This is a genomic window from Flavobacterium galactosidilyticum (assembly GCF_020911945.1).
Lineage (GTDB): Bacteria > Bacteroidota > Bacteroidia > Flavobacteriales > Flavobacteriaceae > Flavobacterium > Flavobacterium galactosidilyticum.
This window is the reverse complement of sequence record NZ_CP087135.1, coordinates 1401665-1415443: the sequence shown is the minus strand read 5'-3', so window position 1 is coordinate 1415443 and position 13779 is coordinate 1401665. Positions and strand designations below refer to the sequence as shown.

Here is a 13779-nt window from a genome sequence, read left to right as displayed (position 1 = left end):
ATTTATGGTAAAATTTTGACAGTCCTGATAGCGATCAAAAGGAGAATCTATTGTCCTTTTTTTCTATAGTTTCTGCTTCGTTTTTAAATATTTTCTGTCATCCCGTTTAATCCGCAGGCATAAAAGTTCCTCAAATCCGGAACTTATCATTTCTCTTGTTTGAGAGTTTTTTTTCTCTTAAAACATCAGAATACTTTTTCTATATTCATAAAAATGGATTTTAGTTATCTACACAGGATAATAAAAAATCGACATTAGTTCTGCTGAAAGTTTAATTCAAAATAACTTTGTTGATATTGCAGAATTTAGTTAAATTAACTTTTATAAAAAACAAGGAGCATTAGATTTTGATTTCCGTTACGAAAGAAATACTACCTAAATTAAAAAACCATCAACTATTTTATAGCAATTTTAATATTCTCTAATTATAAATGCGAATCAAATAAAGGGACAAACCGCTAAACTCTACATATACTCTATTAACAATGAATCAATTAAAATAAAGTTTGATCCATTACAAAAAACAAAATTTCGCAAAAAAATGGAACAAAAAATAAATATCGATAAAAAAATATTTTCTAAAGAAGATATCAATTTGTTGACTTATGAAATAGCACCTAAAGAGAAAAAGGCAACCTATATTGGCTGTTTAATAATCTTTTTAATAATTCCAATAACGCCATTTATGGGGAATAGATATGATCTTTTACGTAGACACATGCCTATAAGACATATTGATTATGAAAGTGCTGTAATTTTCGCAGCTCTTTTCATGGGACTTATAATCTATGCATTATATTATAAAGGAATTATTTGCCTAAACAAAGACATCGAAGAGGGTTACAAATACGTTTACAGCACTAAAATTACAGAGAAAGCTTGGAGAGGAAATAACCAGTTTGAAATGATAATTACTGAAAGACCTAAAAAACTAAATAAGAAGTTTTTGTTTAACAAAGACGATTGCACTAATTTAACTAAAAATGACTATCTAGAAATACATTTTTTAAAGCATACAAGAATTGTTTTATCATACCAGATAATTACAATTTAAAAAACCCTTGAAATATTGTACGCATTTTCGGATCGATAAAACTAAAAGTAAGGTAAATGCTTATTCTAAATGTTTTATAATAAAAATAGTTCCTTTGCATGGACCTAAAATTTAGCTAGAAATTATATATTTTATAATAGAAATAATGATTTAATTTGTAAGCACAAGCGTCCCGCTCCTTAACACATAAAATCTTTAAAAAATCAACTACTAATCAAAAATGAATCAAATCACCAAATCAGCATTAATTACCCTTTCAGTCCTTAGTGTTTTAAGTTGCACCAATAATGACAATTGCACAAAGGAAATCACAATTCCAGCCTTAACAATACAAACACCTACAGGAAGTTCGTATCGACCAGCATACCAGCAAGTAGTGCCTTGCGATTACGTACTAACTCCAATTGAAGAACAAGCAAGGCTTAAAGATTTTAGCTATGAAGTCCAACAGTTTACATTTACACCTGACACAGGAAAAAACACTTCAAGACTAGAATACAAAATTAAAATCAACAACTTGAGTAATCAAATTGTAAAAGGATTTCCAATCCTAACAACCGATGCTGATGGAGTCGTTGTTACAGGTGGCTATCGCTCTAATGGTTGTGAACAATTAGAAGCCAAGTCAAGCTGTATTATAAGTTATGATAAGGAATTTGCTTTAAATTTAAATGTAGGTTTTACAAAATCCGTGAAACTGGTAAAAGTGGAATATTACATTAATAAGTAACAGCCATTACTGCCAATTATTTGATTATCTCTTAAACAGCTTGTATAAACAAAACAACAAAATCCGTTTGGAGAAATCCAAGCGCCCTATTCTTTGGGCTAAAAGAAAAATAATTTTAATCCTAACTGCCTTCATGATTGGAATGGCAACTGGAATGAATATAGGAGACACCATGCCTCATAATAAACGAACTCAAACAGAGCAACAGGATAAAAAAGATTGATTTAGTTCCAACACTTACCCAAAATCACATCTGATACTGTGGCTTTGCAATCCAGTTAAAAATTAAAAAAATGACACATTTTCCAGTTACACGCTCCATCTTGTCCGCAACAGCCTTAGGAAAATTGGTCATAGAAAAATATGGTTTGAGCCCAACTTGCACTTGCCAATTGTACAGAACAGGAATGAATCACACTTATTTCATAATGGACAACGAGGCAAAATATGTGTTACGCGTGTATTGTTATAACTGGCGATCGAAATCTGAAATTGAAGAAGAAATCAAATTGTTGCAACTCTTAAAGGAGAACCAACTTAGCATTTCTTTTCCTATTCCCGACAAAAAAGGCGAATTCATACAAGACATAAATGCACCCGAAGGATTGCGTCACGCGGTACTTTTCTCTTTTGCCGAAGGTGGAAAAATAAGATTCATGGATCCAGAAACTTGTTTTTCGATTGGTGCGCTAATGGCCAAAATCCATACAGTAACCGCTAACAAAAACACTAAACGTATAGTTTACAACTCAGAAACTTTACTTGAATTGCCTTATAAATATGCTATAAATCATTTTCCAGAATCGAATTTAGAAATGCAGTTTGTAAAAAAACAAAGCAAAAAAATAAGTCAGACTTTTGAAAAAATCGACTTTACAAAAGTTCAAAAAGGGATTATCCATTTGGATATTTGGTATGACAACATGAGTGTTACAGAACAAAACGGAATCACCCTTTTCGATTTTGACTTTTGTGGTAGCGGCATGTTGATTTTGGATGTAGCGTATTTTTGCAAACAATTATTCCATATAGAAAGTGATAAAGTCGCATATGAACTTAAAAAGGATCAGTTTTTAAAGGGCTATCAAAGCATTCGAACGCTTGCTGGTGAGGAAATCAAATTAATTCCAGAAGCCGCTGCGGCAATTTGGATTTTCTACCTTGGTGTACAATCCCAACGATTTGACTGGTCGAATATATTTTTGACTGAAAATTACTTAAAAATGTATGTTGGCAGAATGCAGTCGTGGATCACATACAATGATTTAAAAGATTAATCCAGACTTCTAAAAAGTTAAAGTGTTTCATTATTCAAATACAAAAAAAAAGGAGTAGCCATCAATAAAAAAAGCCTCGAAAATTTTACTTTTCGAGGCTTTTTTTATTTTTTTAAAAGTCAAATTGATAATTCATTTATACCTTCAATTAGTGAATTTTATTTTCGAATAAAAATCAAATCACCAATTATAAATTGTAGCCCGTAGCGGAATCGAACCGCTCTTACATGGATGAAAACCATGCGTCCTAACCGATAGACGAACGGGCCTTATTTTTCATTTCGACTGCAAAAGTAAAACTATTTTTGCTATGCACAAAGTCAAATCCAAAAACTAAAGATAAAAAACTTTCTTTTTATCATATTAAACATGCAATCAATTCATAATAGGTAATTAGCGTAAAAAAGAATTGCACTTATTATTATAATATAGACACAATTCTTTTTTTTTTTAATGGAATAGCTTTTTATCCAAACACTAAATTTCTGAATAAATTATTTCCTTTTTCTATAGCGGTGAGCCACTGCCAATACTATTAGCGCAAAAACCAAAATAGAGACCCAGCAAAAAATGTGCATTCCCATAAACATATAGGATTCCATGTGCATTGCTTCATTTCCATTATTATTCATAGCTTTTAGGTTTAGGTTTATACTCTATTACTAATTTTTATTTTATTACAATTTTAATCCTCGCAATCTCAAGGCATTCCCAATAACGGAAACAGAGCTAAAACTCATTGCCAAAGCCGCAATCATCGGAGAAAGTAAAACTCCAAAAACCGGATATAAAACTCCCGCAGCAATAGGTATTCCCAGCGCATTATAGAAGAAGGCAAAGAATAAGTTCTGATTGATATTTTTCATGACGGCATGACTCAGCTTTTTAGCTTTAACAATTCCTAGCAAATCACCTTTTACCAAAGTAATTTTGGCACTTTCAATCGCCACATCTGTTCCAGTTCCCATGGCAATTCCAATATCCGCTTGCGCTAAAGCAGGTGCATCATTAATACCGTCACCAGCCATAGCCACAATTTTACCCTCGGCTTGCAAACGCTTGATTTCATTGAGTTTATCCTCTGGCAAACAACCCGCAATAAATGAAGTCAACTGCAATTCATCGGCTACCGATTTTGCTGTATTTTTGTTATCACCCGTCAGCATAATTACCTCAACACCTTGACGCATCAATTCTTTTACAGCAGCTACACTAGTCGTTTTTATGGCATCTGTGATGCTTACATAACCCAAAACTAGTTTGTCAACAGAAATGTAGGAGACCGTTTTACCTAGCTTCTGTTCTACAATAATTCTACTTTCAATTTCAGAAGAAATAGTTGCTCCAACTTGTTCCATTAAACTCTTATTCCCTAATGCTACTTTTTTATTTGCTACCGTTCCTATTACTCCTTTTCCAGAAATGGATTCAAAATCTTTGACTTCAATTAATGAAACTTCCTTCGCTTTCGCAAAATTAACTACGGCTTGCGCCAAAGGGTGTTCACTGTATTGATTCAGTGAAGCGATATTTTGCAGCAAATCATTTTCTTGATTCGTAGTAGAAAAAACCTTTTCCACGGATGGTTTCCCCTCAGTAATAGTTCCTGTTTTATCAGTAATTAAAACATTTACCTTATTCATATTTTCTAGCGCTTCGGCATTTTTTATCAAAACTCCGGACTGTGCGCCTTTCCCTACGCCCACCATTACAGACATAGGAGTTGCTAATCCTAACGCACAAGGACAAGCGATTATCAAAACCGCAACGGCATTGATAAACCCGTAGATTAAAGCGTTAGGTTCCGGTCCGAATTTTGCCCAAACAAAAAAAGTAATTATTGAAACAACAACTACAATTGGCACAAAATACTTCGAAATTCTATCAGCTAATTTTTGGATTGGCGCTCTCGATCGACTCGCATTATTAACCATTTGAACAATTTGCGAAAGCAAGGTTTCTGAACCAATTTTTTCGGCCACCATCACAAATGATTTATTCCCATTTATGGTGCCTGCAACAACGGCATCATCCACTTTTTTATCCACTGGAATAGGTTCGCCCGAAATCATCGATTCGTCAATGGTACTTTCTCCATCGGTAATTTTACCATCAACTGGAATTTTCTCTCCTGGTTTTACACGCAATAAATCTCCTTTTTTAATATCGTGAATCGCTATTACTTTGTCTTCACCACCAGCCACCAAAGTAGCTTCTGTAGGCGCTAATTTTAATAATTCTTTTATCGCACCACTGGTTTGGCTGTGCGCTCTAGCTTCTAATAATTGACCTAATAAAACTAGTGTTAATATCACTGTGGTTGCTTCAAAATACAAATGAACACTTCCTTCTTCGGATTTGAATTCTGCTGGAAAAACATCTGGAAAAAAAAGAGCGAAAACACTAAATAAGAAAGCAACACCAGAACCAATTCCGATTAAGGTAAACATATTGAGATTCCAAGTTACTACTGATTTCCAAGCGCGAATAAAAAACATCCACGCTGCATAAAAAACAACTGGTAAGGATAATGCTAGTTGCACCCAATTCCAGTATTCCATATCCATGATTTGCATCAAAGGATTATTCGGAATCATATCTGACATAGCAATTATGAAAATAGGCACGGTAAAAAGTAGTGCGATTTTCATTTTTTTCATCAAGTCATTGTAGGCTTTATTTTCCTCGCTATCTGTGGGCTCCATTGGAACCAAATCCATACCGCAAATTGAGCAAGAACCCGGTCCATCCTGTACTATTTCTGGATGCATCGGGCAAGTATATTGCATTTTTACTGTCGTTAAATCAGGTGATTTTACTAAATCCATCCCACACACAGGACAATCGCCTGCATCGTCATAGACTTTATCGCCCTCACAAAACATAGGACAGTAATATTTTCCAGCTGTATTTTTGGGGTGTTCAATGACTACTTCTTCTGCTGGTAATTTTAAATCATTTGGATTAAAAACCTTTATTGAATATTTTCCCGCTTCACTAAGTATTTCCTGAAACTGAGTGGTCTGAATTGGTTTTTGCATAGTTATAGTAGCAATAGCCGGTTCTAGAGTAACCGTCGCTTCTATCCCTTCCATAGCATTTAATGCTTTTTCTACTTTGGTTCGGCAACCATCGCAAAACATTCCTGTAATTGTATATTTATATGTCATTATAATGTGGAGTTGTATTGAGGTACAAAATTACAATTAACGATGACAAATATACTTATACAATTATGGTGCTGTTGTGCATCATTTATAGATTTTCTATAAGTTGTCGTTTTTGTTCTTTCGAATTTTTAAAGGCAGTTGGAGTAAAACCGGTAACTTTTTTGAATTGTTTACTCAAATGCGATGGACTGCTGTAATGGAGCTGAAAAGCAATTTCATTCAAGCTCAATTCATCATAAACTAGTAATTCCTTGACTCTTTCTATTTTTTGAAGAATATAATAGTGTTCAATAGTGGCGTTTTCTTGCTGCGAAAATAGATTACTGATGTAGCTATAATCTTGACTTATGGCCGCTACTATATAATCAGACAAATTAGTTTTGAAGTTGTTGTCTTTAAAATAAACTAAATCTGTAATTAGGTTTTTGACTTTTTCTACTACTCTACTTTTTCTATCATCGATAATTTCAAAACCTAAATTAACTAATTTTGAATTGAGTTTCTGTTCTTGCTCTTTGTCTAAATTTTGAGAAATTTCTACAATTCCCAGTTCAACAGAAATAGGATGAAGTCCAAACTTTTCCAGTTCAGACTCCACCGCCATAATACATCTGCTGCAAACCATGTTTTTTATATGTAACTGCATTTTTATTTTATTGTTCCCACAACTTCACCACATTTTAGCATTTTAGAACCGTAATATGGATTTTTAATTGCATTTTCTTTACTTAACCAATTGGCCCCTTTACCGTCATTTGCCATTGGGCAAAACTGATAATAAACAGGAGTTTCAAACTTAGCTACTTTTACCAAATCATACATCTTTTTGGATAAAGACACAAAAAGTACTCTTTGCTTTTTAACGTCTTCTGTTACTGCAATCCCTTTGGCATCAGCCATTAAGACTTTCATTACTTTCATCCACACTTTATGAACATCCTTTGAGAGTTCGTTCATTTTTACTTGATTCAAAGAAGTAGATAAAGCTTTGGCTTTGGCAGCAGCCGTTACGCCATCTGTTTTCACTAATTCATCTTTTAATAAAAAATAATTTTCAAAAACAACATTTAACTTACTATCTGTTTTATTAATGTCTATCGTAAGTTTTGACAAACTGTTTTGTTTATCAATTTCAAATTTGGCTGATTGATGATTTTTGATTGTTGCGTTCGCATTGGATATTGAAAACAATACGATCATTGCTATTAATGTGTCTTTTATTGTGATCATAGTTTTATTGATTTTGAGATTAGATTAAAATGCAATATTTAGAATTAAATTATATTTGACTCTAAATTTAATGATTTTAAAACAAAATTACTATTCCGTTTATACTTTAGCATTTTCAAATAAATAATCGTCAAAATTTCGCCATAAATTAATTATCAGAAATATACCGTAGATTCTCGTAATGATTAGATTTTTAAAATCTGAGAATCAGCGGTATTATTTTTTACAGTAAATCCAATTCCCCATCTAGTTTTATAGCTAAAAAAAATGCTTGGAATCTTTTAGAAACAAGCATTTTGATATAGTAAAACTTCAATTTTCTATTTTCCTTCTCCTAATATTCCATTCATTATTGATTGTAATAAAGATAAGATTATACTAAAAAGCAGGGCCGTCCAGAAAGAATCAACGCTAAATCCGCCCACGATATTAGTACACAATATAATTATCAGCGCATTTATCACCAATAAAAACAATCCTAATGTCAAGATTGTAACTGGCAATGTAAAGATCACCAATATTGGTTTGATAAAAATATTTAGTGATCCTAATACGATTGCAACAAATAATGCAGTAGTAAAACTTTCCACACGAACGCCTGACATAAAGTTTGATATTAGCAAAACTAAAGCTGCTGTAATTATAATTTTGATTAATAGATTCATTTTTTTAAGTTTTAAAATTTTAATAAATATAGTGAAATTTAAAATTATGATTTTATTCTAAAAAAGACATCACTTTTAGATGAAATTCTGCCGGATTTTCGGCGTGAAGCCAATGCCCAACATTTGGAATCGTCTCTATAGTTGCCTTAGGGAAATGCTCTTTTATGTTTTCGAAATCACTATCTAAAATATAATTGGAACTTCCACCACGAATAAATAAAGTTGGGTTGCTAAACACCAACGCTTCAGGAAGCGGCACCCCAATTTCATCCATTTTGTGATTAAAAACAGCCAAATTAAATCGGAAAGCCAATTGTCCTGGCTCTTGCCAATATAAATTTTTCATCAGAAACTGGCGTGTTCCAAAATCTGGAATAAACCTTTTCATGATTTCTTCCACATCAGCTCGACTTGGCTTAATAGAGAAATCCACAGCATTAAGTCCTGCTAAAATATCTTGATGATGCTGAGGATAAAACTTTGGACCAATATCAGCAACAATTAATTTACTTACTAATTCTGGATGTCTCGTTGCTAAAAGCATCGCTACTTTTCCACCCATGGAGTGACCGATGATAAATATCTTTGTAAGATTATTCGCTTGACAATACTCGAAAACATCCTGAACCATGACTTCATAACTAAACTCTTCCGACTGCAAACTGCGACCGTGATTGCGCAAATCAAGTGTATGAACTTCGAAATTAGTCGCAAATTGTGTGGCAAGTGTTTTCCAGTTATCAGACATTCCTAAAAAGCCGTGAAGGATTAATAGCGGTTGACCGGAACCTTCTATTTTTGAATATAACATTTTTAAGATATTAAAATTTATTACTTAGAAATCTTACAAAGATAAATAAACTAATTTCATCCAACGAATATTCCAAATATTTAGGTTACGAATAAATATCACTAAAAGTAGGTATTGTGAGATCATTAAATAGCACTAATTTTGAGCAAACATTTAGATTTTTGTTTTAATTCAAAACAAATAAATCTAAACATAACTATACCAATCAAATAGATTGATTAAACCCCTAAATTAAACCTTTTATCATGATTAAAAAAACACTCTTGTTTTCAGTAATTGTTTCGCAACTTATCGTCTCTTACAGCAGTAATGATGAACCTACTAATGTTCCTGAAGGAAGCTTAACGGAACAAATTGCAAACATTATTAAACAGCCTTATTCAAAATTAACTCCAGCAGAACAAAAAGTAAAACTAGAGGCTGAAGCCAATGTAATGCTTGTTCAAATGGACAAATCCAAAACATCCGGAGCTATTGAAGCCATTCAGAATTTAGAAAAATTATTAAACATTGATGGCGTTGATGTTTTTGGAGGAAAAAACGGTAACGAAATAGCAGAAATATTGAACGTTTCTGATGTATATGGTATTTATACTTGGAATAATTCAACAAAAATCTGGGTTAAAACTGTTTCAAGTACAGAGTTAAAATTTATTTTTCCAGCAACAGCAACAGGAAAGGCTAATAACGCAATATTATCTTCTAAAAGCACTTCTTCAACCATAAAAGTAAAACTGGAAGACAGTTATAATTGGCAAACTGGAACTACAATAAATGATCAGTTTTATTTACCAACTTCAGTAGATGCAACTTTAACAATTGATGCTAAGCCAGCCGCTACTTTTGCAACAACTGCAAAGTACACAGGTACTGTAGAAACGCCTGATGAATCTAGCTTCAAAATGGTTTTAAACGATGGCTATACTTATGAAATCAGCGGGAGTAAGAAAGCGACTGCAAACACGGCTAAATCTTCTTTTACCTATAACGGGAAAAATTTAGTTTCATTTACCGCAGGAAGCACTGCTGATATAGATGCTTTAATAGAAGATGAAGACCTTATTCAATACCAAGGTAAAGCAAATGGTTTGGTTCAAATCATGGATAACTTTATCATTGTAGCCGATATGGATATCGCTACACTAACTAAAGATGAGGAAGCTTTAGAGAAAAGCTTGGCTTATCCTGATTACCCTGATTACAATAGCCCTAAAGCTGACTACAAAGCATATTACACCGCTCAAAATACATATAATAAAAAACATTCTGATGGTAGTGTAGCTAATACCAATAAAAACACGAAACTGATTTTAGTGTCTAAAAAAGATGGCACTAAGATAGCTGAAGTTGTTTACCGTTCAGAAAAAGCTGACAGCTATAATACTGAATTACCAGTATGGGTTAAAGATGCATATTATACTAATGGAGGATATTGGACAAACAATGGTAAAGGTGAGATGTTTACTTTTCAGTATTACGACGAAGTACTTTACTTAAAATTTAACGACAACACTGAAGTTGCCATGAGCTCCTATTTTTCAACAGGATTTGATAAACTTGAAACAAAATTTGAGGATTTCTTGAAAGCTTTTGAAAGATAGAAATAATTAAAATTGATTTAAAGCCGATTTGAAAATAATTCAAATCGGCTTTATTTTTTTGGAGGCGTTTGAACTAGTATTGTACTTTGTCCATAACCCGCCCAAATACCAACCCCGCCTTTTATGTTTGTTTTCAAACTTGTATTCGATGGATAAATAGGATTTCTGCTGTTTACAATTTCGTTTTGCCAGCTGTTCCAGAAATCATAGGCTTCTTTATTCATGGTTCTTAATTTCACAAAAATCAAGTCTCCATCGGTAAAATAAGGCTTAAACTTCGTTTTAGGGAAAAGTAAAATCCCCTTATTTACCTGCATCGCAATGGAGTTGGAATTGAATTTTTCATCGTCAAGATTTCCATAAAAAGCGGGAACAAAAATGGGTTCTTGCTTGTCTATTCTTGTAGCAATTTGGTAATAATTCTTTTCATTTACAGGATCATCAAATTTTATAAAAACATAGCCCGTAGTATCTGCTGCATTATTTTTTTTATACGCTGCAGTGGTCAACAAAACCGATTTCGGAATACAGGTAGTCGCTTCTACAATTCTATTTAAGTATTCTATTTTCAACGTATAAGTCTTCCCAGCTTTTCCTGTTATTTCACTACCAAAGTATATAAACGGAGGCACTCTGTTGTCGTCACTTTTTACTCTCAGCACTTCTGTCGTTTCTCCATCAGAAACCGTTATTTTTGCCGAACGTATTACGTGATCCAACACATTTGTAGAGTCAACAACATCATTTATTGGTATTGTACTGGATAATATTACCTGCGGAACATCTCCTTCTTCAATCCAGCCTTCAACGGCTAGTTTTGATTCTAACTTAATTCCGTCACTAAACGTGTCATTAGTACAGCTATACGCTATAATCATCAAAAAAAACAGACTGTATTTTTTCATCTTTTAAAATTTAAATCTCCAACTTATCGAAGGAAGCATTTTATACAAAACCTTTTTTTCTGGTTTCACAACCACACTATCTTTATCCTCATTGACAATCACATTCAAAACAACATAAATAGGATTTTCGATATTGAAGGTATTATAAATAGAGAAATTGAGAGCGCTTTCTTTTTTGGCTGTTTTTATAAAAAAATAATTCGCCGATAGATCCGTTCGAATATAATTAGGCATTTGTGCATTATTGTATTCCGAATATTCTTTCACCGGATTATTGTTGATAAAATACCAGGAAGTTGGCATTGTAAAACGATTCCCTGAACTGAAAATCTGCGTGATACCAAAATTCCATTTTGAATTTAAATCGTAGGTTCCAACCAATGCTAAATTATGGCGACGGTCGTATTTTGCACAATAGGTATTTCCATTATTTAGTTTTTCGAAATTTCTGTCGGACCAACTCAAGGTATAACTGAGCCAACCTTTCAATTTTCCGCTATTTTTTTTCAGCATAAATTCAAAGCCATACGCTTTTCCGTTTCCTTCCAGCAAATCTTTTTTTAATGTCGAAATTTCATTAAACTGGGTAACACCGTAAGGATATTCCAGTAAATGATTCATCGAACGATAAAATGCGCCAAATGAGGAGCTAAAACGTTTCGAAATAGTTTGGTTTGAACCAATTGAAAACTCATTAGAAGATTGTGCAGGAATTCCATCAGAACTGGCGACCCAAAAATCAGTAGGAATCCCTACACTTGAAGTCGTTATTAAATTCAAATACTGATTTTGTCTGTTATACGATGCGTAAAAGGAGTAATTCGTGTCCAAATAATAATTCAGAACCATACGCGGTTGAAAATGCAAATACGATTTTGAACCTGAATTATAATAGTTCACTCGCAAGCCTAATTCGGCTACAAAATAATCTCCAAATTTGGGTTTTGCAGTTGTAAAAACAGCAAATTCATTAGCCTTAATTAAACTATTTTGCGCGGGATTTGTACTCGTACTCAGGTTTTCAATATCTATTTTTTGCGGTTGCAAGTTGTGATACGCATACTGAAAACCCGATTCGAAAGGTGTTTCTTTGACCAAATAATTAATCGAATTTGTAAATCCAAAATCTTCTACAAAGGAAGAAACGCCCATTTGAATGGTAGCTTGCTCCATACTTAATTCGTTGGTATATCGCGTAAAATAAATCGCATTTGACAGAGTTATTTTTGAAGATAATGTAGAAACAAGCTTAGAAGAAGCCGCAAAATTACCCCATTTTAAACTGGTTCTTAATGCTAAATTACCGTCTTTTACAAGAAGTTTATCACCACTGGAAAAAGCAGAAACGGTCAACAAGTTGCTTTTAGAAATTTCAGAAATAAAAGTTAGATTCCCATCCGAAAATCTGTATTTCATATCCTGAACATCGTTGCTTTTTGAACCTGAATTTAATATTGGAGCAATAATTTCATCTATATATGTTTTTCTGCCAGAGATAAAAAAACCTGATTTTTTATGGATTGGAACAGCCAAAGTGAGCTGAGAAGCCAATATGCCCATATTACCTTGAACCATAAACTCCGAAGGTGCTTTTTTATTAGGAATCAATAAAGTCGTCGAACTCAAACGACCTCCATGTTTTGCATTCGCACTTGATTTATCAAACTCGACTTCCTGAATATGGTCTGTATTATAAAAAGGAAAAATACCTAATAAATGTGACATTCCATAAATTGGCGTTCCATCATACAACATCGAATTATGCCCGGGATCACCACCTCTTACATACAAATAGCCATTGGCATCGCCAGAATTTTGCACACCTGGTGTTAGTTGTAAAATCTTGATTATATCTGTTGTTCCCAGAACTGTTGGAACTGCCCCTAATGCTTTTAAATCAAAAGACAATTTACCGCCAGAAAGATTTGTAATACTGTTTTTCTTAGTATTAGCGATAACCACTTCTTTTAAAATTGAAATGTCTCTTTCTAAAACAACCGAAATTAGGGTATCTTTTTTACAATCAAAACGGAATGATTTTTCAAGATAACCAAAATGATTGATAGTGATTTTAACAAAACCTAAAGGAAGATTTTTAGTAAAGTGACCCAGAGAATCACTTACAGCATAGAAATGCTGATTATTTGCATCGAAAGAAATGTTTGCACCTATTAAACTTTCATTTTCAGCAGATTTCACATCCCCAACAATTGTAGCCTTGGATTGCGCTAATAAGTTCGAAAAACATAAGAAAAACAGGATAATAATTGGCTTCAAAACATCATTTTTAAGAAAAGTGCGAAATTAAACAATTACAAGCCAATTATATCAGCTTG

13 protein-coding genes and 1 tRNA gene are annotated in these 13779 nt (G+C 33.1%); 5 read left to right on the top strand and 9 right to left on the bottom strand.

Annotated features, from left to right (window positions below):
• Positions 1 to 541 precede the first annotated feature (541 nt).
• From LNP27_RS06150 to LNP27_RS06135, 4 genes are all read left to right on the top strand, one after another.
• Positions 542 to 1054, top strand: a complete 513-nt coding sequence (locus LNP27_RS06150) for a hypothetical protein (RefSeq protein WP_229943725.1) — start codon at positions 542 to 544, stop codon at positions 1052 to 1054.
• 220 nt (positions 1055 to 1274) lie between these two features.
• On the top strand, positions 1275 to 1784 hold the full coding sequence (locus LNP27_RS06145; RefSeq protein ID WP_229943724.1) for a hypothetical protein: 510 nt from the start codon (positions 1275 to 1277) through the stop codon (positions 1782 to 1784).
• A gap of 67 nt (positions 1785 to 1851) precedes the next feature.
• Positions 1852 to 2007, top strand: a complete 156-nt coding sequence (locus LNP27_RS06140; RefSeq protein WP_346432398.1) for a hypothetical protein — start codon at positions 1852 to 1854, stop codon at positions 2005 to 2007.
• A gap of 70 nt (positions 2008 to 2077) precedes the next feature.
• Positions 2078 to 3061 (top strand): phosphotransferase, encoded by a 984-nt coding sequence (locus LNP27_RS06135; RefSeq protein WP_229943722.1) that lies wholly within the window; start codon positions 2078 to 2080, stop codon positions 3059 to 3061.
• 197 nt (positions 3062 to 3258) lie between these two features.
• Here the strand turns inward: LNP27_RS06135 and LNP27_RS06130 are convergent.
• The 7 genes from LNP27_RS06130 to LNP27_RS06100 all read right to left on the bottom strand — a co-directional run bounded on the left by LNP27_RS06130 (position 3259) and on the right by LNP27_RS06100 (position 8937).
• Positions 3259 to 3330 (bottom strand) — tRNA-Glu (locus LNP27_RS06130).
• A gap of 225 nt (positions 3331 to 3555) precedes the next feature.
• Positions 3556 to 3693 (bottom strand): hypothetical protein, encoded by a 138-nt coding sequence (locus tag LNP27_RS06125; RefSeq protein WP_229943721.1) that lies wholly within the window; start codon positions 3691 to 3693, stop codon positions 3556 to 3558.
• A 45-nt stretch (positions 3694 to 3738) separates the two neighbouring features.
• On the bottom strand, positions 3739 to 6231 hold the full coding sequence (locus tag LNP27_RS06120; protein WP_229943720.1) for a heavy metal translocating P-type ATPase: 2493 nt from the start codon (positions 6229 to 6231) through the stop codon (positions 3739 to 3741).
• Positions 6232 to 6316: 85 nt separating this feature from the next.
• The gene (locus tag LNP27_RS06115) at positions 6317 to 6877 is read right to left on the bottom strand and encodes an AraC family transcriptional regulator (protein WP_229943719.1); all 561 of its coding nucleotides are present in this window, start codon (positions 6875 to 6877) and stop codon (positions 6317 to 6319) included.
• A gap of 2 nt (positions 6878 to 6879) precedes the next feature.
• Positions 6880 to 7461, bottom strand: a complete 582-nt coding sequence (locus tag LNP27_RS06110) for a DUF3347 domain-containing protein (protein WP_229943718.1) — start codon at positions 7459 to 7461, stop codon at positions 6880 to 6882.
• 320 nt (positions 7462 to 7781) lie between these two features.
• A complete protein-coding gene (locus LNP27_RS06105; RefSeq protein ID WP_229943717.1) occupies positions 7782 to 8126 on the bottom strand; it encodes a phage holin family protein in 345 nt (114 codons plus the stop codon).
• A 52-nt stretch (positions 8127 to 8178) separates the two neighbouring features.
• Positions 8179 to 8937: an alpha/beta fold hydrolase gene (locus tag LNP27_RS06100; RefSeq protein WP_229943716.1), complete on the bottom strand. Its 759-nt coding sequence runs from the start codon at positions 8935 to 8937 to the stop codon at positions 8179 to 8181.
• A 245-nt stretch (positions 8938 to 9182) separates the two neighbouring features.
• Between LNP27_RS06100 and LNP27_RS06095 the strand changes: the two genes are divergently transcribed.
• Entirely contained in the window at positions 9183 to 10538 is a 1356-nt protein-coding gene (locus LNP27_RS06095) for a hypothetical protein (protein WP_229943715.1), read from the top strand.
• Between the two features lie 50 nt (positions 10539 to 10588).
• Here the strand turns inward: LNP27_RS06095 and LNP27_RS06090 are convergent, their stop codons facing one another.
• Together LNP27_RS06090 and LNP27_RS06085 are read right to left on the bottom strand one after the other, a co-directional pair.
• Positions 10589 to 11443, bottom strand: coding sequence for a DUF4249 domain-containing protein (locus tag LNP27_RS06090; RefSeq protein ID WP_229943714.1), 855 nt, complete (start codon positions 11441 to 11443; stop codon positions 10589 to 10591).
• 3 nt (positions 11444 to 11446) lie between these two features.
• On the bottom strand, positions 11447 to 13720 hold the full coding sequence (locus LNP27_RS06085; RefSeq protein ID WP_229943713.1) for a TonB-dependent receptor: 2274 nt from the start codon (positions 13718 to 13720) through the stop codon (positions 11447 to 11449).
• Positions 13721 to 13779: the final 59 nt, after the last annotated feature.